The following is a 21,244-nucleotide window of genomic DNA, read 5'->3' as shown; positions in this document are numbered from 1 at the left end:
ATGACATGAACCTCCATCTCACCGGACACCATCTGGAAATCACCCCCGCCATCCGCGAATATGCGACCGGCAAGTTCGGCAAGATCAAACGTCATTTTGACAATGTGATTGACGTGAACATCATCCTTTCCGTTGAAAAACTGAAGCAGAAAGCGGAAGCCACCGTGCACATCAGCGGCAAGGACGTGTTCGTCGAGTGCGAGGATGAGAACTTGTACGCCGCGATCGACGCGCTGGTGGATAAGCTGGACCGCCAGGTGCTGAAGCACAAGGAAAAAGTGTCCGACCGTCGTCACGACGATACCGGCAAACACGCAGCGGCAGAAGCAGCAGAATAATTAATCACGGGCGGCAGCAATGCCGCCCCTTTTTTATCCGGCCTGACAATGAACCTGATCAGCAAAATTCTGCTGCCCGACAATATCCTGTTGGACACCGAATCCACCAGCAAGAAGCGCGTGTTCGAACGCGTTGGCTTGCTGTTCGAGAACAATCAGCAGATCGCGCGCAGCCAGGTGTTCGACAGCCTGTTCGCACGCGAGAAGCTCGGCTCCACCGGCCTGGGGCAAGGCGTGGCCATCCCGCACGGGCGCATCGCCAAACTGCGCGACGCCACCGCCGCATTCGTCAAGACCAGCCACCCGATCCCGTTCGACTCGCCGGACGGCCAGCCGGTGAACCTGATCTTCGTGCTGCTGGTACCGGAGCGCGCCACCGACCTGCACCTGCAGATCCTAGGTGAACTGGCGCAGATGTTCAGCGACAGCCAGTTCCGCAACCGCCTGAGCGAATGCGAAGATACCGCGAGCATCCACCAGTTATTCTACGATTGGAAGGGATCCTGATATGTCCGAAGTCAACATCCGGCAGCTGTTCGAAGACAAACAGGCGCGGCTCGAGCTGAGCCACGTGGCCGGTGCTGACGGCAACGACCGCATCATCACTGAAGAGGCTGTCAACGCTTCCAACAACGGCCTGATCGGCCACCTCAACCTGATCCACCCGAACTGGGTGCAGGTGTTAAGCCAGACAGAGCTGGATTACCTGCGGGCGCTGAGCGCGGAACAGCTAGCCGATGCGTTCCGGCAGATCGAGCAAAGCGGCTCGACCTGTCTGATCGTGGCCGGCACCAAGGACATTCCATCCGAACTGGTCGCCTTCGCCGACCGCTCGCGCATCCCGCTGTTCAAGTCGCCCAAGCCCAGCGTGCACCTGATGTGGCTGATCCGCCACTACCTCGCCAAGGAACTGGCCGAATCGACCACACGCCACGGCGTGTTCCTCGATGTGCTCGGCGTCGGTGTGATGATCACCGGCGAGAGCGCGGTGGGCAAGAGCGAGCTGGGACTGGAACTCATCACGCGCGGCAACGGCCTGGTCGCCGACGACATCGTCGAGCTGCACCGCATCGCGCCGGACACGCTGGAAGGCCGCTGCCCGGAACTGCTGCGCGACTTCCTCGAAGTGCGCGGACTGGGCGTGCTGAATATCCGCACCATGTTCGGCGAGACCGCGGTGCGGCGCAAGAAGAGTCTGAAACTCATCGTCCACCTGCACCGCCCGCCCGGCGGCGACCTGTCGCAGATGGAGCGTCTGCCGCTCAACGCCACATTCCAGGAGATCCTCGGCGTGAACATCAGCACGGTGAAGATCCCCGTGGTCGCGGGGCGCAACCTCGCGGTGCTGGTCGAAGCCGCGGCACGCAATTTCGTGCTGCAGCAGCGCGGTATCGACAGCATGCAGGAATTCATCACGCGGCACGACCAGATGCTGCTGGAGGACTAGCGTGCAGTTATTCCTCATCAGCGGGCTGTCCGGCTCCGGCAAGAGTGTCGCGCTGAAGACTCTGGAAGATGCGGGCTTCTATTGCGTCGACAACCTGCCCGCCGAATTGCTCTCCAACCTGGTAGACCAGCTTCTGCCGGCGGGTTATCAGAACATCGCGGTCAGTGTGGACGTGCGCAACGCCCACAGCGTGCAGATTCTGCCTTCGCTGCTGATGCAGCTCATGCAAAAAGACCTGGCGGTGCATGTGCTGTACCTGAATGCGCGGACCGACACGCTGGTGAAGCGCTTTTCCGAAACGCGCCGCCTGCATCCGCTCAGCGACGGCGTGCGCACCCTGCCGGAGTGTGTCGCCTACGAGCGGGAACTGCTCGCCGAGATCAGCGACATCGGCCACCACATCGACACCAGCGACCTCAACGCCAATGCGCTGCGCGCCTGGATCAAACAGTTCATCCAGGTGGACCGCGCGCGGCTGACGCTGCTGTTCGAATCGTTCGGTTTCAAGCACGGCATCCCGCTGGATGCCGACCTGATGTTCGACGTGCGTTGCCTGCCCAATCCCTATTACAGCGAGAACCTGCGTCCGCTCACCGGACGCGATGCGCCGGTGATCGAATTCCTCGAGAACATCGAGGCGGCTCAGCGGATGTTCGGCGACATCCGCGATTTCGTTGCTCGCTGGCTGCCCTGCTACATCGTCGACAACCGCAGCTACCTCACCGTCGCCATCGGCTGCACCGGCGGCCAGCATCGCTCGGTGTATTTCGCCGAAAGGCTCGCGCGCCACTTCGAGGGGCAGCAGCAGGTGCTGGTGCGCCATCGTGAACTCGCATGAGTCCCTGCGCGCGGCCATCCTGCCGCACCTCAAGCCTGGTGACTGGCTGACGCTGCTGATCGGCAGCGCTTGTGTCATCCTGCTCGCGCTCAACCTTTGGAGCGGCGACCTCGCCGACCGAGCCATCATCCGCAGCGGCGGCAAGATCTTCCGCGAAGTACCGTTGTCGCACGACCAGCAGATCGAAGTCCCCGGCCCGCTTGGCACCAGCATCATCACCATAGAGAAACGCCGCGCGCGCATCAGCTCAGACCCCAGCCCGCGACAGTACTGCGTGCGCCAGGGCTGGCTGCAACAGTCCGGCGAGATCGCCATCTGCCTGCCGAATGAAGTCAGCGTCGAACTGGCGGGAAGCCAAAAGAAATATGACAGCCTCAACTACTGAGAAGCAGGAATCAGGATACGGGATACGGGATACAGGCGGGCAGCCCCGCATCCCGGATCCTGCATCCCGGATCCTGCTGAACACCACCGCCGAAGACCACCAGGTCGCGCGCATGGCGGCCGTGGCGCTCGGCCTCACCCTGCTCGAGAACGCCATCCCCTCGCCGCTGCCCGGCGTGAAGCCGGGGCTGGCGAACATCGTCACGCTGATCGTGCTGGCGCGTTATGGCTGGCGCATCGCGGCCTGGGTGTCGCTGCTGCGCGTGGTGGCGGGCAGCCTGTTGTTCGGCAACTTCCTCGCCCCCGGTTTCTTCCTCAGCCTGTCCGGCGCGGTGCTGAGCCTGCTCGTGCTGGCCGCGGCGCAGTACCTGCCCAAGCGCTGGTTCGGCCCCGTCAGCCACAGCATCTACGCCGCCTTCGCCCACATCGCCGGGCAGATGGCCGTGGTGTACCTGTGGCTGATCCCGCACGCGGGCATTGCCTACCTCATCCCCATCTTCGCCGCCGCCGCGCTGATGTTCGGCACGGTGAACGGATTGATCGCGGCGAGATTCATGGATAATGACGGCAAACAGAATTTGGGATCGCAACCATGAAAACGATTACGCTCGCCTTCACCGGCGCCTCCGGTCTGCCCTATGGCATGCGCCTGCTCGAATGCCTGTTGCAAGGCGGACAACGCGTGCATCTGGTGTATTCGCAAGCTGCGCAGATCGTCGCCAAGCAGGAACTGGACTTCACGCTGCCGAGCCGCCCGCAGGACGCGGAACAGATGTTCGCCGAACGCTTCGGCAAATTCAGCGGCGAACTGAAGGTGTTCGGCATCCAGGACTGGTACGCCCCCATGGCCTCCGGCTCCAACCCCGGCGACGCCATGGTGGTCTGCCCCTGCACCATGGGAACCCTGAGCAAGATCGCCGGCGGCATCAGCGACGACCTCATCTGCCGCGCTGCCGACGTGATACTCAAGGAAAAGCGCACGCTGATATTAGTGCCGCGCGAGATGCCCTTCTCGTCCATCCATCTGGAGAACATGCTCAAACTGTCGCATGCCGGCGCCGTCATCATGCCGCCGAATCCGGGCTTCTATCATCATCCGCAGAGCGTGCAGGAGATGGTGAATTTTGTTGTCGCGCGGATACTCGACCATCTGGGTGTCGAGCAGGAGTTGATGAAGAAGTGGGGCGAAAAGTAGCAAGCATGTAGGTTGGGTTGAGCGTAGCAATATCCAACCTACAGATTCTCAATCTGTTCATGCTTCGACAGACTCAGAACGAACGGATTAAATTCTCCAGCATCTTCCTCACCGGCGTCGGTATCGCCGCCCTCAACGCCTCTTCCACATCCAGCCACACACTCCCCGCCTGCTGCACCCGCATAGGCTTGTGCGCCACCTGCAACAGAACGGGCGTGATGTGCAACTTGAAATGCGTGAAAGTGTGGGTGAACTCTTCTAACTCGACTCGTTCACTCACCTCCACACCGTTGCGCTGCAGATAGTCCGCCACGATTCCCTGACCATCGTCCAGTTGCGGCGGACACCACAGCCCGCCCCAGATGCCGCTGCTGGGGCGTTTCTCCAGCAGGATGTCGCGGCCAGACATCAACAACAGGAAGGTGGTATGCCTTTCCGGCACGGCCTTCGTCGGACGCGGAGTGGGAAGTTCGGCGATGCGGTCAGTCTGCCGCGCGACGCAGTCAGTCTGCACCGGGCACTCGCCGCACTTCGGTTTGCCGCGCGTGCAGACGGTCGCGCCCATATCCATCAGCGCCTGGGTGTAGGTCGCTACATTGCGTCGCGGCATCAACGCTTCGGCCTGCTGCCACAGCTTTTCTTCTACCTTCTTGTTGCCCGCCCAGCCTTCGATGCCACACCAGCGCGCGAGCAATCGCTTGACGTTGCCATCCAGTATCGCGCGGGATTCGTGATAAGCCTGCGCGCAGATTGCGGCGGCGGTGGAACGGCCGATGCCGGGCAGTTCGAGTATCTGCTCGAATTCGCGCGGGAATTCGCCGTTGTGTTTTTCCACAATGATCTGCGCGGCTTTATGCAGGTTGCGGCCGCGGGCGTAATAGCCGAGTCCGCTCCAGTGCGCGAGCACTTCATCCTCGGTCGCGGCGGCGAGTGCTGCGATGTTGGGGAAAGATGCGATGAAACGCTGATAGTAGGAGATGACGGTGGCGACCTGAGTCTGCTGCAGCATGATCTCGGACAGCCACACGCGGTAGGCATCCTGCCCCTGCCAGGGCAGGTCGTGGCGTCCGTGCCGGCGCTGCCAGCGGATAAGGCGGGAGGAAAAACTATGCATTCAATGCCGCTGGAGCGGGCCCTGTCCGCAACTAGAAAGTTCGCAGGGAGAGCCCGCTCCTGCAGTACCGCCAATCACTTGAACAATCCCTTGAGGTTTTCTTTCAGTTGATCCTGCAGCTTGGTTTTGACTTCTGTCTTCACCTTCTCTTTAACGGCTTCGCCCACCATCGCGCCGAAGTCCAGCGTGTATTTCAGGTCGGCAAACGGGCCGCTGACGCGCACCGGCACGGTGATGCCGCCGACCATATCCTTGCCACCCTGGCCTTCCAGCGTCTTCGCCAGCGTGGCCTTGGCGAGGTAGTTCATGCGGTCGTTGCCGATGTCGATGTCGCCGTTGCCGGAGACGCGCAGCAGCGGCGATTTCAGCGAGAGGTCTTCGTTGTGCGCCACGCCGCTGTTCACCTTGAAGCTGGCCTTGAGCTCGCTGAAGTCGGTCTTTTCGGCATTATCGGCGGATTGCGTCTGCGCGCTGGCGCCGCCCTTCCCTAGCATGCCTTGCGCTTCGCGCAGCTTCTTGGCGATATTGATGCCCTTGATCGCGCCGTCCGCGAGGTTCAGCGACATTGTGCCGTTGAGCGCCTTCTTCATCGCACTCACGGTATCGCCGCGCATGCTGAGGTTAAGGCCGACGTTGCCCTTGCCCTCCAGTGTGTCGAAGTCCGCCGCGTCCTTGGTCAGTGCGGCAACATTGACGCCGTTCAGCGACTGGTTGACGGTGATGCTCGGCGTGGTCTGCGCGTTGACGCTGACGCTGCCGTTCATGCTGCCTTGGTACAGGTTGGCCGACAGCGGCGCGACGTTGATCTGACCGTTGCGCGCCTTCATGTTCAGCCGCACGTTGCTGGTTTTCACGTTCGCCACTTTGAGTGAGCCGATGCGCAGGCTGCCGTCCAGGTTGAGCTTGCGTAGTGCGGAGAGATCGAGCGGTTGCTCGGGAGCAGCGGCCTTGGATGCCTCGGCGGTCTTCTTCGGCATGTAGAGGTCGGCATCGAACTGGTCGACATCGACGTCGAAATTGATGGCCGGTTCGGCGAATCCGTTCACGCCGACCTTGGCCTTGACTTGGCTCTGCAGCAGGCCGCCCGCAAGATTGGCCTGCACGGTCTGCTTGGCCGCATCCACCTGCACGCGGCCCTTCATCTCGCTGCTTACCGACTTGTTCGGCAGCTTGTCGCCGGAGGCATTTACCGCCAGCACGAGGTTGGAAAAATCGAATTGCTGCGCCTCGAAATTGCCGGACAGCGGCGAGGACAGCTTCACCTTGAACGCCTGTTCGGGCTGCTTCAGGTCGAGGTCGAGAGTGAGCGCGCCGACCTTGAATGCCTTTGCGTTGCCTTCCACACCCGGCACGGACAGTAACGCGACGAGGTTGCCCATCGCGCCGTCCAGCTTCGCGTTCAGCGTCAGCTTGTCGCCGGAGAACTTGTCCTTGGTGAGGCTCAATGCGGGCGCGTCCAGCGATGCCTCGAAGTTATCCTTGCCCTTAACACCGCTCGCCTTCAAGGCGAACTTCTGTGCGCCGAATTCCTGTGTGGTCATATCCGCGTTCGCATCGCCGCTCGCCTGCAGCTTGAGATTGGCGATGTCCAGCGCCACGCCGTTGGCCTGCAGGTCCAGCCCTTCCACGCGGTACTGCTGCTTGTCCAGGTCGAAGGTCAGCGTGGTCTTGAGTTGGGTGTTGATGTCCAGCTTCGGCTGGTTGGCCTGCACGGTAGCGGCAAGGTCGACCTTGCCCGGCACGCCGTTCGCGATACGCCCGGTGTGCAGGTTCAGGTCCTTGATGGCGTATTGTGCGCCCGTGCCTTCATCGCGATAAGTGAGCGCCGTCTTTTCGATGGATACCGAGGCGATGTCGAACTCGACCTGCTGCTTCTCTTCGGTCTTCTTCTCGTTTTTGCCCAGCAGGTCGTCGATGTTGGTCGTGCCGTCCTTGTGCTTGACCAGGGTGGCCTGCAGACCGCTCACCGCCACTTCGTCCACCACCACCTTCTTGGAGAGCAGCGGCATCAAAGCAAGCGAGACTCGCGCCGACTCGACCGCGGCGAACTGATGATCGCTCTTGTATTCCGAGAGCGACACCTTGCCCAGGTTCGCGCCTATGCTGGGAAAGAACGACAGCGTAATGTCGCCATCAAGGCGCAAGTCGCGCTGCTTGCTCTCCTTCACCGTCTGGATGATGCGGTCCTTGTAGTCGTTGGGATTAAAGGTCGCGGCCAGATAGGCCGCTCCGGCCACGGCGACGCCGACTACGCTGCCCGTACCGATCAGGGTGTATTTGAGGATCTTGTTCATGTTATTCGCCTCACACAGGAAGAGGAGGCGAATTATAGCGGAGGTAAAAAAAGCGGGCTTGCGCCCGCTTCTTCAAGAACAAAGCAAAACCGTAGCGAGCGGCTTGAGTGCAAGGCGCACGAAACGCAGAAACCGGAACGTACTTAAGGTACGTGAGGATTTCGAGTACCGCGCAACGCCGCGAGCGAAAGGGTGGCTGCATAACAGCCGGGCACCCATCGGCCTACCCCTTGCGGGTGAATCGGGTCGCGCAGTAGGTTTTCAGATTACCTTGGAGTAGCGGGCGTGCTCAGTGCGCGTCCGCAGGTACTTGTCGAACACCATGCAGATGTTGCGGATCAGCATGCGGCCCTTGGGGGTGACGCTGATCCATTGCGGCGAGATCTCCAGCAGGCCTTCGCGCTCGTACTCGCGCAACTCGCCCATTTCAGTGGCGAAGTACTGGTCGAAGTCGATCAGGTAGGCGATGTTGAACGATTCCTTGGAAATCTCGAAGTGGCACATCAGCGCCTGGATGATGGCGCGACGCACCAGGTCGTCGGCGTTCAACTCCAGCCCGCGCATGATGGGCAATTCGTTACGATCGAGCGCGTCGTAGTAGTCTTCCAGCTCGCGGTAGTTCTGGCTGTAGGTCGGGCCGATCTTGCCGATGGCACTGACGCCCAGGGCCACCAAGTCGCAATCTGAGTGGGTGGAATATCCCTGGAAGTTGCGGTGCAACCGCCCCTGGCGCTGCGCCACGGCCAGCTCGTCTTCCGGTTTGGCGAAGTGGTCCATGCCGATGTAGACATATCCGGCAGCAGTCAGCTTGTTCACGGCCATGCTGAGGATGTCCAGTTTCAGCTGCCCGGTGGGCATGTCCGCATCGTTGATGCGGCGCTGCGGCTTGAAGATGGTCGGCATATGCGCATAGTTATAGATCGACAGGCGATCCGGGTTGGCAGCGATCACCTTGTCCAGGGTCTTGCCGAAACCTTCCAGCGTCTGCTTGGGCAGGCCGTAGATCAGGTCGATGCTGACCGACTTGAAGCCGTTTGCGCGCGCCGCATGGATGATGCGCAGCGTCTCTTCCTCGCTCTGGATACGGTTCACCGCTTTTTGCACCTCTTCGTCGAAGTCTTGCACGCCGATGCTGATACGGTTGAATCCCGTCTGTCCGAGCAGCGCGATGGTCTCGTCGCTGACCTTGCGCGGGTCGATCTCGATGGAATATTCGCCATCCTCCACCAGCTTGAAGTGCTTGCGGATCGCTGCCATCACCTCGCGAATCTCGTCATCGCTGAGGAAAGTCGGCGTGCCGCCGCCGAAGTGCAGCTGCTCGACGACCTGGCCGGGGCCCAGCAGTTCGGCCTGCATCGCCATTTCCTTGAGCAGGTATTGCACGTATTCGGCGGATTTGCTGCGGTCCTTGGTGATGACCTTGTTGCAGGCGCAATAGAAGCACAGCGTGTTGCAGAACGGGATGTGGATATACAGCGACAGCGGACGGGCGATGCCGCCGATCTCGCGCTTGGCCACCCACTGGCGGTAGCTTTCGGCATTGAACGCCTCGACGAAGCGGTCTGCCGTGGGGTAGGAGGTATAACGCGGGCCGTTCTTGTCCAGCCTGCGTATCAGCTCCAGATCCACCACCAGTTGATTGACTTCCTTATCCATTGATTTTCCCCAAAAATTGTGCCGCGAACTATGACAGTTAACCGAGTATATTAGTTTGATATATATCAAAATCCGTGTCATATTTGCAAATGAAACAACCCGGATACCTCGACGTGCAACGACCCGTTTCACCCTCACGCCTCAAAATCGCCTGTTCCAACTGCAACCTGCGAGAGCTTTGCCTGCCCGTCGGCCTGAGCGAGGGCGAAATGCAGCAGCTGGACGAGATCAGCCATCTCAAGCGCGGCTATGCTCGCGGCGACTACCTTTACCGCAGCGGAGACAAATTCCAGTCGCTGTACGCCATCCACAGCGGCTCTTTCAAAACCCAGGTGCTGCACGAGGATGGCCGCGAGCAGGTGACCGGCTTCCAGATGGTCGGCGAGATCATTGGCCTGGATGCGATCAGCACAGAACACCACACTTGCGACGCGGTCGCGCTGGAAGACAGCGAGGTCTGCGAGCTGCCGTTCGACAAGCTGGAGGCTCTGAGCCGCGAGATACCCAGCCTGCAGCGCCACCTGCACAAGATCATGAGCCGCGAGATCGTGCGCGACCAGGGCATCATGCTGCTGCTCGGCTCTATGCGCGCCGAGGAACGGCTGGCCGCCTTCCTGCTCAACCTGTCGCAGCGCTTTGCAGCACGCGGCCTGTCCCCGACCCAGTTCCAACTGCGTATGTCGCGCCGCGAGATCGGCAGCTATCTGGGCCTGAAGCTGGAAACCATCAGCCGGGCATTCTCCCATTTCCAGGAGGACGGGCTGATCAGCGTCAAGGTCCGCTCGGTGGAGATACTCGACCTGCCGCGCCTGCACAGTTTCGTCGGCAAATGACGGTGCGGCTTTTTGCCTCATTCCCATACCGCGCTAAAGCCGGTATGCTGCGCGACGCTTAGCCCCGGAATAACCACCCAAGGAGAAGAATAATGCATCAACAGTTCAGCGTATCGCTCGAAGAATCGACCCGCGCCAAGTGGCCGCATGAGATATTCCTGATCAACCTGGTGTTCAACCATATCCTGGTATTTGCTTCCACACTGGGGGTGTTCAGCACCTTCCCGTACTTCGTGCTGGTCGTTCCGGTCACTTCGTTCTGCATCATCGGCTATATCGAATTCAAGTCCCGCCAGGCCTCCGTCGCCAGCGACACCTGGTTCGTCAGGGTGCACTGGAGGATCGCCGCCAAGCGCAACCGCACATTCATGAAGCTGCTGACCGCCACCCTCACGATCTGCGGCAGCGCCCTGCTGCTTTCCAAAATGATGGGATGGGCCAAGATCCCCACCATCGCCCTGATCGGCGGTGTGGGATTGCTGCCGTTCATGGTGGCACTGCTGGTGCTGATCGTCATGGGGAACGACTCCATGTACCAGGCCCGCCACGGCACCTTGCCGAAACGCCTCGTCGAACAAGACCCGGAAGCGCACTCCGCTCCTGCTCATTAACCCAACCCAGACTCACGCATGACAACTGAACGCAAAATCTATTGGTGGGTCGGCATCCTGTCGGTCCTGATCTTCGTCGGCTCTTTTTTCCTCCCGGGCGACCCCAACAAGAAAGAAGACCTGCCCTGGCACATCGAACACCCCACTCCGGACAGCGTGCGGGTCTTCGGCCTGACGCTGGGACAGTCGTCCGCCGAAGAGGCCGAGAAACGCTTCAAGGAAGAAGCCAAGCCCAGCCTGTTCAAATCACCCGACGGCAAGCTGGTCGCCGAGGTGTTCTTCGAGCAGGTCGACCTGGCCGGGCTGCGCTCCAAGATCGTCCTGACGATCGCCGTTCCCGATGCCGAATTGCAGTCCATGTATGAACGCGGTTTGCGCATGAGCAGCACAGGGAGCGGGAAGAAGATCACCATGACGCCTGAAGATGTCGCCAGGCTGCGCACGCTGCCGATCGGCAGCCTGACCTACATGCCCGGTTTGCGCGTGGAAGAGGCCCTGTTCCTAAAGCGCTTCGGCCAGCCGGCTCAGCGCATCCGTGAAAAGAAGAATGGCGTGATCCATTGGCTGTATCCGCAAAACGGACTGGACATCGCGCTGGGCGGGGAAGAAAAGCCCCTGCTGCAATACGTGCCGCCGAAAGAATTCGACAAGCTGACCCGCCCCCTGCTGGCGGACGGCGAAGTGATCAGTCAGTAGCCTTTTTGCCCGCACCCTGCCGGCTGGTAGGGTGCGGCATCATGTCCTCGTCGTCATCCAGCAGGATACGGTTCCCACTACCTTCCATATCCTCGTACTGGCCCTTCTTCACCGCGATGATCAGCACCACGACGAGCAGGACGCCGAAGAACATCATGCCGGGAATCAAACTGTAGATCACATTCATAGCAACACCTCTATTGGTTCTTGAACAGCGTGCGTATCCGCGCCGCATTGCCTATCACCACCAGCGAACTGATCGGCATGGTGATCGCCGCCACCAGCGGGCTGACCTTGGCCATCATCGCCAGCGGCACCATAATGGCGTTATACACGAAAGACAGTCCGATATTCTGCTTGATGGTACGCAAGGTGCGGCGCGACAGCTGTGTCGCCTGACGCACCTTATCCAGCTCGTTGTGCATCAGCACGATGTCGGCGCTCTCAACCGAAACGTCCGTGCCCGATCCCAGCGCGATGCCAACGTCGGCGCGGATCAGTGCCGGCGCGTCGTTGATGCCATCTCCCACCATCGCCACCACCGCACCGCCCTGCTGCAATTTCTGGATCACCTGATCCTTGTCCTGCGGCAGCACTTCGGCGATCACTTCCATGCCGCCCAGTTGCCGCGCGATGGCCTCGGCGACCGGCCTGCGGTCGCCGGAAAGCAGCGTCATCGCGATACCCTCCGCGCGCAACTCGTTCACCAGTTGCAGCGCATCGCCGCGCAGCTTGTCGGCCAGAGCGAGGATCGCGACATGTTTCCCCTCTTGCGCGACATGCACACAGCTCATCGCCTGTGCCTCCAGCTCATGCGCCTGCGCCTGCAATACCGCATCCAGAGCGATGCCGCACCGGGTCAGCCATTCCGCGCTGCCCAGCAGCACCCTCTGCCCGGCGACATTCGCCTCCACCCCCAAGCCTGCCGTCGCATGGAAACCGTCCACCGCGATGTCGCGATAACCCGATTGCCGCGCTTCCGCCTCGGCGACGATGGCCTTGGCCACGCTGTGTTCGCTGTATCGCTCCACTGCCGCCGCATGGCGCAACACCTCCTGCTCATCGCTCCCGGCTGCGACGTGCAGCTGCGCAACGCTCATCTTGCCTTCGGTCAACGTGCCGGTCTTGTCGAACACGAAGTGTGTCACCTTGGACAGGGTCTCCAGCACCAGTCCGTTCTTGACCAGGATGCCGTGTTTCGCCCCCAGTCCGGAGGCCACCGCGATGGACATCGGCGTCGCCATGCCTAGCGCGCACGGGCATGTGATGATGAGCACCGAGGTCGCCGCCATCAGGGCGACCTCGAAATCCTGTTGATTCCAGATGAAGAAGGTCAGCGTCGCGCAGATCAGCGTGACCAGCACGAACCAGGGCACGATAGTATCGGCCAGCCGCTGGATCGGAGCCTTGGAGGACTGAGCCTCTTCCACCAGGCGGATGATCTTGGACAGGGTGGTGTCCTGCAACAGCGAGCGCACCTCGACCAGCAGGGCGCCGGTGGCATTCACCGTGCCAGCGGAGACTTGCGCCCCGGCCGCCTTGCTTACGGGCACCGACTCGCCGCTCAGCATGGATTCGTCCACCGCGCTGTGACCTTCAAGCACCACACCATCCACCGGCACCTTGTGTCCGGGCTTGATCAGGACATGGTCGCCCAGCTTAACGCCCCGTATCGGCATCATCTGCTCCTGCCCGTCGCGCATCACGATGGCAACTCGCGGCTGCAGCTCCATCAGCCGCTTGGTGGCCGACACGGCCTGGTGGCGGAACATACCCTCCAGATAGCGGCCGATCAGGATCACAAAGGTCAGGTTGGTAACCGTGTCGAAATACACTTCCCCGGTCTTGCTGCCGGTGACCGTGACATATAGGGAATACAGGTAGGTAACCGAGAGACCGATGGCGATGGGCATATCCATGGTCAGGCGCCCGCCGCGCAACCCGCCGATCGCGCCGCGATAGAAGGGATAGCCCGAATACAGCAGCGTCGGTGTGGCCAGCACCAGCCCCATCCAGTGGAAGAACTCGCGGAACTCGTCCTGGTTCGCGCCGCTGTATAGCGCGATGGAGATCCACATCATGTTCATCATGGCGAAGCCGGCGAAGAACAGGCGGAACAACATGGCCCGGTTGGTCTTCTTGATCACTCCTTCCGCACTCTCCGGATCGTAAGGAACGGCGGCGTAGCCAATCCTGGCGAGCGCACGGATCAGGTCGGAAAGTTTGCTGCGGCTGTTGTCCCAGCGCAGGTGCAGGCGCTTGGCGGCGAGGTTGACGTTGGCAGACAGCACGCCGGGGATGCGCTGCAGGCCGCGCTCGATCAGCCATACACAAGCGGCGCAGTGGATGCCCTCGACCAGCAGGTGGATGTCGCGCACATCGCCGGAACAGGTGGTGAATTCCTGCTGCACCTCGTCGAAGTCGTAGATTTCGACATCCTTCGACGGCTCCGGCGGCGGAGCGAGCAGCGCCCCCTCCGGGGTACGCTGGTAGTAGCCTTCCAGTCCGGCGTCGTGGATGGCACCAGATACCGACTGGCAGCCGAAGCAACAGAAACGCCGCTCCGCCCCGCCCAGCACCGAACGGTAGTCGGTCTCCGGGGCGATCGGCAAGCCGCAATGGTAACAAACGCCGGCGACGGACTCGCTGTACTGCGTCATCGATAACTACTGCGCGGTTTCGGCGACCATGAACCTGTCGGTGTTCACCCCGAAATCGTCCTCACCCCGTTTGACGTGGATGCGCAACTCCCAGTAACCCTTCAACGGAAAATTGATGGCTCCCTGATAGTTGCCCGGAGACACTTCCTTGAACTCGGTGGTGAAATCCTTGCTGGCATCCGATGCACGGTAAGCATCGACTGTCATCGTGCCGCTTACCGGTTTGCCATCGCGATCCACTACACTGATCTCGTATGTAGTAGGCGCACCCACGACAAGTGATGCAGGCTTCTTGATGGAGGTCTGCCAAGCCAGCGATTGCTGCTCTCGCAGTTCCTTCAACAACTCTTCGTTCGCCTTGCGGTCCTTGGTCTTGTAATCCTGGTCGACGAGCGAAGAACGGCTGCTGTTCGCGGAATACCAGATGAATGTGATATTCACGCCCAATACCACCACGATCAGCCCCAGCATGCCGATCAACCAGGGGTTGCGCAGGCCGGCCTTGTTGCTCTGTGAAATCATTTTCTCTAACTCCTGTGTTCTTGAATCAACGCTTGGGGCCATTGAATTTCGTCGAATACTCGGCCGCGATCGTCGGATCATCGACGGACTGCACACGGAACTCAAGCGGCGTCACTTCCTTCTTGATGTTCTCGCCGGGTGCCTTGACGAAGATGGTGAACGAGGTTCCGCGGCCATGATGGGTCAGCAACGGCTTATCGGCCCCGATGACCACCTGTCCTTTGATGCCGCCTTCAGCCGCGACCGTCACAAAGACATCCTTGTCGGTCTTGTTGAGCACCTTGAATTCGTACTTGTTCTGGATCGAGCCGTCGCTCAGGGTCACGAACAGCGGCTGGCGTTCCGGAATCACCTTCAAGGTCATCGCCCCGAGGTGCGTCAGACCGTAAACGATGCCGGCCAGCGCGATAAGGATGATACCGATATACACAAGTGTGCGGGGATGCTGGTACATCTTCTTTGCCGGCTTGCCCTCCAACTCGTCCAGTGACGCGTAACGGATCAGACCATGCGGCTTGCCGATCTTATCCATGATGGAATCGCAGGCGTCGATGCACAGACCGCAAGTGATACAGCCCAGTTGCTGGCCTTCGCGAATGTCCACGCCAGTAGGGCAAACCTGCACGCACTGGAAGCAGTCGATACAGTCGCCCTGTTGCGCCACGACTTCTCCGCCGCGGCGCAACTTGCCGCGAGGCTCGCCTCGATTGAAATCGTAGGTCGGCAGGATGGTCTGCGCGTCGGACATCACGCCCTGAATGCGTGCATAGGGACACAGCCAGAAACAGGTTTGCTCACGCAGCAGACCGGCAAGGATGTAGGTACCCAGGAAGAACATGGTAATCACCACCCAGCCGACAGTCGGCAACTGGAGATGTACCAAGTCGCGCCAGTAATCGTAGGCGTCAACGAACCAGACGGAGAAACTGATGCCGGTGAACAGGGCGATCACCATCCAGATGAAATGCTTGGAGACCTTCTTCTTGATCTTGTCAAAATCCCAAGGGGCCTCTTCCAACTTGCGCCTGGCCGTCGGATTTCCCTCGATCTTGTCCTCGATCCAGGTGAACCAGTCGGTCCAGGCCGTCTGGAAACAGAAATAGCCGCACCAAACGCGCGATGCGACCGAAGTGACCGCAAACAGAGTCATTGCCAACACCAGCAGGAGCAACGACAGCATCCAGATGTCCTGCGGCAACACTGTCAGATTGAAAAAATGGAACTGGCGATTCTGGATATCGAACAGGATCGCCTGCTTACCGTTCCAGCGCAGGTAGGGCAGCAGGAAAAACGGCAGCCACAGTGCCAATTGCGTGTAATTCTTTACTGTGCGGAAGAAGCCCGGCATGCGCTTGGCATGGATGGTCTTATCGCCTTTGTTTACATCCCAGTGTTCGAATTCCTGATAAATGCTGGTGACTGTGCCTACTTCTTTCTGTTCGACTTCCTTATCCACGTTCTCACTCCTAATAGACCCAACGGGTTATTTTGGTCTTCGCCAAATTCAAGATAGCTCCAGATAAGCTCTCTGCCTGATACAGAACCAATCCGGAGATATCCTTTATCACAATATGAAAAAAGGAGGAGATATGACTCTCCTCCTTCACAAACGTTCCTGCAGTTACTGATTCGTGCCTTTGGTTGCGTTCCGATACAGCATGTAGAACAGCCAGCCCATAACGGCGGCAGCCCCTATTACGCAAATAATCACGCCGTAAAACACCATATCATGATTCATCTCTTAATCTCCTTGTAGGTAAATTCCGTGCGGAGTTGCTTCCGCACGGATTGAGACAAATTACTGTGCGGCAGGTGCGGCAGCCTCAACTGCGGAGGCGGCTGCTTCTGCAGCAGGTGCGGCCGGTGCCGGTGCTTCAGCCTGGCCACCGCCAAACTTGTACACATAGACAGCCAGCTTCTTCATTTCAGCATCGCTCAGCTTGCCGGCGGACTGGAAGGAAGGCATCACCGCAACGCGTGTTTCCGGAGTACCGGCGTTCACACCGTTGGCGATGGTGTACTTGATACCTTCGACGGAGCCGTCAAAACGCCAGATCTTGTCGGTCAGGTTAGCAGAACCCATGGGCTGCACACCCTTGCCATCAGGACCGTGACAAGCAGTACAACCTTTTTCCGCGAACAGCGGTGTGGAGGTCGGGTTGCCACCGGCAACAGCATTGGCCAGCGTGTCGATCTCGGCAGCGGACAAGATATCCTTGTGCGCAGGCATCATGCCCTGGCGACCGCCAGTGATGGATGCGTAGATGTCGTCGATCTTACCGCCGTACAGCCAGTCGTCGTCGTTCAGGATCGGAGCGAACAGACCTTGCTTGTCGGTCGTGCCCACGCCGTTCTGGCCGTGACAGGCAGCACAGTTGTCACCGAACAGCACCTTGCCGGAACGGGTAACGTACTCGGTCAACTGGCTATCCGCCAGGATCGCAGCCGGAGTCATGCCCTTAAGCTTGTCTTCATATTGCTTACGGACATTGTCCACCACGCTCTTGTCGGCTTCCATCTCGGTGATCGCTGTCCAGCCGCCGATCCCCTTGAAGAAGCTGTTTGCGTTGGAAACAGGAATCGACGGGTAGTACAGGAAGTACACCACACACCAGATTGCACTGGCGGTCAGACCCAGCATCCACCACTTGGGTGGCTGATTGGTCAAATCCCCCAGATCGTCGTCCCACACGTGGCCTGTCGTTGTCACGCCACCTACATCGTGTTTTTCACTCATCTTTTTTCTCCCATATTGATAGGGTCTTCGTCATCCAGGGCGATAACGCCCTGGGACTCGAACGATTCCTTGTTGGCTGGCCGGAATACCATGAAATAGATCGCCACCATGCCGATTGCCGAAACCAGGGCGAAGAACACCCCCAGCCAATCGTTCGTGGTCATGACTTCCACGTCCATCCCAAGGTACCCGAGCAGCTTAGTCACGGTAATTCACACCCTCTTCAAACTTGACGTGATTACCCATGCTTTGCAAGTAGGCAATCAACGCATCCATTTCGGTCTTGCCTTCCAACTGCGCCGACGCGCCGTCGATGTAGGCATCCGAGTAGATGGTCTTGGGAATCGGGTTGAACGGCATCATGGTCATGACCTTCATGGTTTGCACCGTTTCCGCGACATTCACAGGATTGCTTTCCAGCCAGAAGTAGTTCGGCATGACGGACTCGGGCACCACTTGACGCGGATACTTCAGGTGGCGGCGATGCCACTCATCCGAGTACTTGCCGCCGACGCGGGCCAGATCCGGACCTGTACGCTTGGAACCCCACTGATAAGTGTGATCGTACATGGACTCTTCGGCGATCGAGTAATGACCGTAACGATCCTTCTCGTCACGGAACGGACGAATCATCTGCGAGTGGCACAGGAAGCAGCCTTCGCGGATGTAAACGTAACGACCAGCCAGTTCCAGCGGCTTGTAAGGACGAACGCCGTCGCCAGGCTGCCAGTCTTCCAGCGTCTTGTGCGCCGAAGTAGCCGGATTCCAGACGATCTTGTCCATCGGAATGACGTTGCCGTTCTGGTCCTTGTGGGCCGTGCCGTTGAACGTGCCGTCACCACCGCTCATCGCGGTATTGGGCAGGTAGAACAACGGAACGATTTCCACGATACCGCCGATCGCCACGGCGAAAGCGGTCATTACAAACATCAGGAGTGTGTTGCGCTCGATCTTGTCCTGAAATTTGGTCGAATAGATTTTGTCGTGATCAGACATGTCTCACTCCTTATGCGTTAGCCGGAACAGCGTTAGCGGCACGCACAGCACTTGCCGTACGCACTGTCATCACGATGTTGTACAGCGCGATCCAGGTACCCAGATTGAAGATTGCGCCGCCGATTGCGCGCATCGCGTAGTACGGATGCATTGCGGACACAGACTCAACGAAGGTATAGGTCAGGGTGCCGTACTCGTCATAATCACGCCACATCAGACCCTGCATGATGCCGGAAACCCACATCGCCACGACATAAACCACCGTACCGATAGTAGCCAGCCAGAAGTGCACGTTCACCAGGCCTTCGGAGTACATCTTGTCCACGCCCCACAGCTTCTTCACCATGTGGTACATCGCGCCGTAGGCAACCATCGCCATCCAGCCCAATGCGCCGGAGTGCACGTGACCAACGGTCCAGTCGGTGTAGTGAGACAGGGCATTAACGGTCTTGATGGACATCACCGGACCTTCGAAGGTGGACATCGCGTAGAACGCCAGAGCCACAACCAGGAAGCGCAGGATGTAGTCGGTACGCAGACGGTCCCAAGCACCGGACAAAGTCATCATACCGTTCATCGCACCACCCCAGGACGGGATGATCATCGCCAGGGAAACCGCAGCACCCAGGGAACCGGTCCAGTCAGGCAGAGCGGTGTATTGCAGGTGGTGCGCGCCCAGCCAGACATAGCCGAAGGTCAGCGCCCAGAAGTGCAACACGGACAGGCGATAGGAGAATACCGGCTTGCCGACTTGCTTAGGCACGAAGTAGTACATGATGCCCAGGAAGCCGCCAGTCAGGTAGAAACCCACCGCATTGTGACCCCACCACCATTGCACCATCGCGTCTTGCACGCCGGTGTAGATGGAGTAGGACTTGGTCAAACTGACCGGGAGAGCCAAGCTATTCACCACATGCAGGTAGGTGATCATCACGATCATACCCATGGTGAACCAGTTGGATACATAGATGTGAGAGGTCTTGCGGATCGACACGGTCATGATGTGATTCAGACCGAAGGACAACCAGACCACGGCGATCAGAATATCGATCGGCCATTCCAGCTCCGCGTACTCCTTGCCGGAAGTCAGACCCAGCGGCAGAGTAACAACAGCCAGCACGATGATCAGGTTCCAACCCCAGAAGGTGAACCATGCCAAGCCATTGCTCCACAGCTTGGTCGCGCCGGTGCGCTGCACCATATAGAAACCGGTCGCCATCAACGCGCAACCGCCGAATGCAAAAATCACCGCATTGGTATGCAACGGACGCAAACGTCCGAAGGTGATATACGGAATGTCAAAGTTCAAAAACGGGAACGCCAGTTCCGATGCGATATACACACCGATCAGCGTACCTACTACAGCGTAGATAGCGGCAGCGATGGTGAACCATCGAACCACTTCCATGTCGTACTTTACTGGTGTCGCTTGAGTTGCTTCCACAGTAGTCTCCTCCCCAGAGCCAAGTTAAAAAACAATGTGTTACCTCAAAAAAACCGAGCAAATAACACACCACTTCGTTACAGCTTTAAAAGCTGCGCAATCATGGCACACCAATCAGGGACACGTAAAGGGGAAAACTGTACTAATTACAGCCATAACCACCCAGAACGCTCAAGATTGGTGCTGATTGCACGCAGGGATAGTATGCAGAAATGGAATGGGGTGTTTGATGTATATCAAATTTCAATTAGCGCGAGAGCCAAAGAAAAAGACCTCCCATGCGGAGGGCCTTTCTTAATCTGACGGAGAGGAAGAGATTGCTCGATGCGTCTGCGAAAGCCTCACTCCTCGGCTGCACTTGGAACCGCCCCCTGGGCGTCCTGCGCGAGCAGCGCTGGCCGGTGAGTACGGCCGCGCTATCGCGCTTCAAATTCGCAAGCTCACGTTAGCCTGCGTCGCAGCAAACCTCGCCGCGTGTCGTCGAACACAAGCCCCTATTCACACTTGGGTTTCAGCCAAATAAAAACCGCCCACAAGGGGCGGCTTTGATTTGGCGGTGGGCAGAGTCTCCACCGCTTTTCTCTCTGCTGTTTTCCCCTGCTAACAGGGATAAATACAGCGAATTTGGCAATGATACCCCACTGCTTCATAAACACACCAGCACAAAACCCAATATCGGAGCCGGTTTCGCGCGAAATCAGGCTATTGGTGGCGACACTGGAACAGGGAATTATCAGTGGAAAATAAACACTAGCCGTTCCGGCGCTCTGCCTCATCCAGCCATTGCTGTCGGCCATAGCTATAACCGGGGAATTCGCCATCCAGAGTGGCAATACCTTTAATAAGGCGACGGGCAAGATCGACCAATGATCCAGCCTCGTTCTGGTCGCGCACCTCCACCGGCACGCAAAGCTCCATACCCAGTCCCCACGAATATGCTCTGACGGACACGGACGGCCTTACTTCGAAATCGGTTCCGTCGGATTTCAGGCGTTTCTCAGTAGCCTGGACCTGGTCATAGCGCTCCAGCCTAGATTCGGACTGAGGCGGAGCTTGGTAGCCGACCACCTTCTTGCGGGATTTCCCGACTTTCTTCCAGATTTTCTGACTGGGTTCATGGCCCAATAGCTCTGGAAGAGCTGACGGGGTAGTTACCGTTTCCTCCCAGGCCCGTTCTTCGATGGCGTCGGCATAGGCCATTCGTGGATGAATCCACCACACCATCACCCGCCGCCCATTCAGAATGAATCCGATGTCGTCCCACCAGGACAATTGGCGCGGGGTCTCATAGCTGTGCGGCAAATACAACCCATTGGTCAGCCCCCATTGGCTGTGGCGATGATGCTGACGCATCAAGCGATAAAGGCGTTCGTGTCTGGGATTTTTCATAATCGGCAGCTTTCAGAGCAATGCCCCATCCTGCCAGATTCCTGCTGCCTTGTCCTTAATGGATATGCTCTCTTCGAAGGGCGTAACCCA

The 21,244-nt window shown here is 59.0% G+C and carries 22 protein-coding genes; 10 read left to right on the top strand and 12 right to left on the bottom strand.

From position 1 onward, the window contains the following. Positions 1-5 precede the first annotated feature (5 nt). Genes hpf through FGKAn22_RS02065 form a run of 7 tightly spaced genes read left to right on the top strand, consistent with a single transcriptional unit; the run spans position 6 to position 4,202 of the window. A complete protein-coding gene (gene hpf, locus FGKAn22_RS02095; RefSeq protein ID WP_212786334.1) occupies positions 6-338 on the top strand; it encodes a ribosome hibernation-promoting factor, HPF/YfiA family in 333 nt (110 codons plus the stop codon). A 48-nt stretch (positions 339-386) separates the two neighbouring features. Then, positions 387-845, top strand: coding sequence for a PTS sugar transporter subunit IIA (locus FGKAn22_RS02090; RefSeq protein WP_212786333.1), 459 nt, complete (start codon positions 387-389; stop codon positions 843-845). A 1-nt stretch (position 846) separates the two neighbouring features. Further along, positions 847-1,785 (top strand): HPr(Ser) kinase/phosphatase, encoded by a 939-nt coding sequence (gene hprK / locus FGKAn22_RS02085; RefSeq protein WP_212786332.1) that lies wholly within the window; start codon positions 847-849, stop codon positions 1,783-1,785. Between the two features lies 1 nt (position 1,786). After that, positions 1,787-2,623, top strand: coding sequence for an RNase adapter RapZ (rapZ, locus tag FGKAn22_RS02080; RefSeq protein WP_212786331.1), 837 nt, complete (start codon positions 1,787-1,789; stop codon positions 2,621-2,623). Further along, positions 2,610-3,008: a NusG domain II-containing protein gene (locus FGKAn22_RS02075; RefSeq protein ID WP_246487439.1), complete on the top strand. Its 399-nt coding sequence runs from the start codon at positions 2,610-2,612 to the stop codon at positions 3,006-3,008. The genes rapZ and FGKAn22_RS02075 overlap by 14 nt, the downstream gene beginning before the upstream one ends. After that, entirely contained in the window at positions 2,989-3,603 is a 615-nt protein-coding gene (locus FGKAn22_RS02070; RefSeq protein WP_212786330.1) for a Gx transporter family protein, read from the top strand. Before FGKAn22_RS02075 ends, FGKAn22_RS02070 begins: the two co-directional genes overlap by 20 nt. Further along, entirely contained in the window at positions 3,600-4,202 is a 603-nt protein-coding gene (locus FGKAn22_RS02065) for a flavin prenyltransferase UbiX (protein ID WP_281411889.1), read from the top strand. The genes FGKAn22_RS02070 and FGKAn22_RS02065 overlap by 4 nt, the downstream gene beginning before the upstream one ends. A 73-nt stretch (positions 4,203-4,275) precedes the next feature. Here FGKAn22_RS02065 and mutY read toward each other — a convergent pair whose 3' ends face one another. The 3 genes from mutY to hemN form a co-directional block, all read right to left on the bottom strand. Further along, positions 4,276-5,316, bottom strand: a complete 1,041-nt coding sequence (mutY, locus tag FGKAn22_RS02060; protein WP_212786329.1) for an A/G-specific adenine glycosylase — start codon at positions 5,314-5,316, stop codon at positions 4,276-4,278. 74 nt (positions 5,317-5,390) lie between these two features. Further along, positions 5,391-7,610 carry an AsmA family protein gene (locus FGKAn22_RS02055; RefSeq protein ID WP_212786328.1) on the bottom strand — a complete coding sequence of 740 codons (2,220 nt, stop codon included), beginning with the start codon at positions 7,608-7,610 and terminating at the stop codon, positions 5,391-5,393. A gap of 261 nt (positions 7,611-7,871) precedes the next feature. Beyond that, complete coding sequence (gene hemN, locus FGKAn22_RS02050) at positions 7,872-9,266, bottom strand: oxygen-independent coproporphyrinogen III oxidase (RefSeq protein ID WP_212786327.1); 1,395 nt, start codon at positions 9,264-9,266, stop codon at positions 7,872-7,874. 89 nt (positions 9,267-9,355) lie between these two features. Between hemN and fnr the strand changes: the two genes are divergently transcribed. From fnr to FGKAn22_RS02035, 3 genes are all read left to right on the top strand, one after another. Continuing rightward, on the top strand, positions 9,356-10,099 hold the full coding sequence (gene fnr / locus FGKAn22_RS02045; RefSeq protein ID WP_212786326.1) for a fumarate/nitrate reduction transcriptional regulator Fnr: 744 nt from the start codon (positions 9,356-9,358) through the stop codon (positions 10,097-10,099). A 92-nt stretch (positions 10,100-10,191) separates the two neighbouring features. Then, a complete protein-coding gene (locus tag FGKAn22_RS02040; protein WP_212786325.1) occupies positions 10,192-10,710 on the top strand; it encodes a hypothetical protein in 519 nt (172 codons plus the stop codon). An 18-nt stretch (positions 10,711-10,728) separates the two neighbouring features. Beyond that, positions 10,729-11,406 carry a hypothetical protein gene (locus tag FGKAn22_RS02035; protein WP_212786324.1) on the top strand — a complete coding sequence of 226 codons (678 nt, stop codon included), beginning with the start codon at positions 10,729-10,731 and terminating at the stop codon, positions 11,404-11,406. Here FGKAn22_RS02035 and ccoS read toward each other — a convergent pair. The 9 genes from ccoS to FGKAn22_RS01990 form a co-directional block, all read right to left on the bottom strand. Then, the gene (gene ccoS / locus FGKAn22_RS02030) at positions 11,396-11,593 is read right to left on the bottom strand and encodes a cbb3-type cytochrome oxidase assembly protein CcoS (RefSeq protein ID WP_212786323.1); all 198 of its coding nucleotides are present in this window, start codon (positions 11,591-11,593) and stop codon (positions 11,396-11,398) included. The genes FGKAn22_RS02035 and ccoS overlap by 11 nt on opposite strands. A 10-nt stretch (positions 11,594-11,603) precedes the next feature. After that, the gene (locus FGKAn22_RS02025; protein ID WP_212786322.1) at positions 11,604-14,066 is read right to left on the bottom strand and encodes a heavy metal translocating P-type ATPase; all 2,463 of its coding nucleotides are present in this window, start codon (positions 14,064-14,066) and stop codon (positions 11,604-11,606) included. Between the two features lie 6 nt (positions 14,067-14,072). Beyond that, positions 14,073-14,588, bottom strand: a complete 516-nt coding sequence (locus FGKAn22_RS02020; protein ID WP_212786321.1) for a FixH family protein — start codon at positions 14,586-14,588, stop codon at positions 14,073-14,075. A gap of 25 nt (positions 14,589-14,613) precedes the next feature. Continuing rightward, the gene (gene ccoG, locus FGKAn22_RS02015; protein WP_212786320.1) at positions 14,614-16,044 is read right to left on the bottom strand and encodes a cytochrome c oxidase accessory protein CcoG; all 1,431 of its coding nucleotides are present in this window, start codon (positions 16,042-16,044) and stop codon (positions 14,614-14,616) included. A gap of 342 nt (positions 16,045-16,386) precedes the next feature. Then, positions 16,387-17,325, bottom strand: coding sequence for a cytochrome-c oxidase, cbb3-type subunit III (gene ccoP, locus FGKAn22_RS02010; RefSeq protein ID WP_212786319.1), 939 nt, complete (start codon positions 17,323-17,325; stop codon positions 16,387-16,389). Continuing rightward, entirely contained in the window at positions 17,322-17,489 is a 168-nt protein-coding gene (locus FGKAn22_RS02005) for a cbb3-type cytochrome c oxidase subunit 3 (protein ID WP_212786318.1), read from the bottom strand. The genes ccoP and FGKAn22_RS02005 overlap by 4 nt, the downstream gene beginning before the upstream one ends. Positions 17,490-17,523: 34 nt before the next feature. Next, the gene (gene ccoO / locus FGKAn22_RS02000) at positions 17,524-18,321 is read right to left on the bottom strand and encodes a cytochrome-c oxidase, cbb3-type subunit II (protein WP_212786317.1); all 798 of its coding nucleotides are present in this window, start codon (positions 18,319-18,321) and stop codon (positions 17,524-17,526) included. 10 nt (positions 18,322-18,331) lie between these two features. Beyond that, entirely contained in the window at positions 18,332-19,765 is a 1,434-nt protein-coding gene (ccoN, locus tag FGKAn22_RS01995; RefSeq protein WP_212786316.1) for a cytochrome-c oxidase, cbb3-type subunit I, read from the bottom strand. A gap of 750 nt (positions 19,766-20,515) precedes the next feature. Then, on the bottom strand, positions 20,516-21,154 hold the full coding sequence (locus FGKAn22_RS01990) for a hypothetical protein (RefSeq protein ID WP_212786315.1): 639 nt from the start codon (positions 21,152-21,154) through the stop codon (positions 20,516-20,518). Between the last annotated feature and the right edge of the window lie 90 nt (positions 21,155-21,244).

It is taken from the genome of Ferrigenium kumadai (assembly GCF_018324385.1).
GTDB classification, from domain to species: Bacteria; Pseudomonadota; Gammaproteobacteria; order Burkholderiales; family Gallionellaceae; genus Gallionella; species Gallionella kumadai.
The sequence above is the reverse complement of the archived record's forward strand: the minus strand, read 5'-3'. Positions and strand labels throughout refer to the sequence as shown.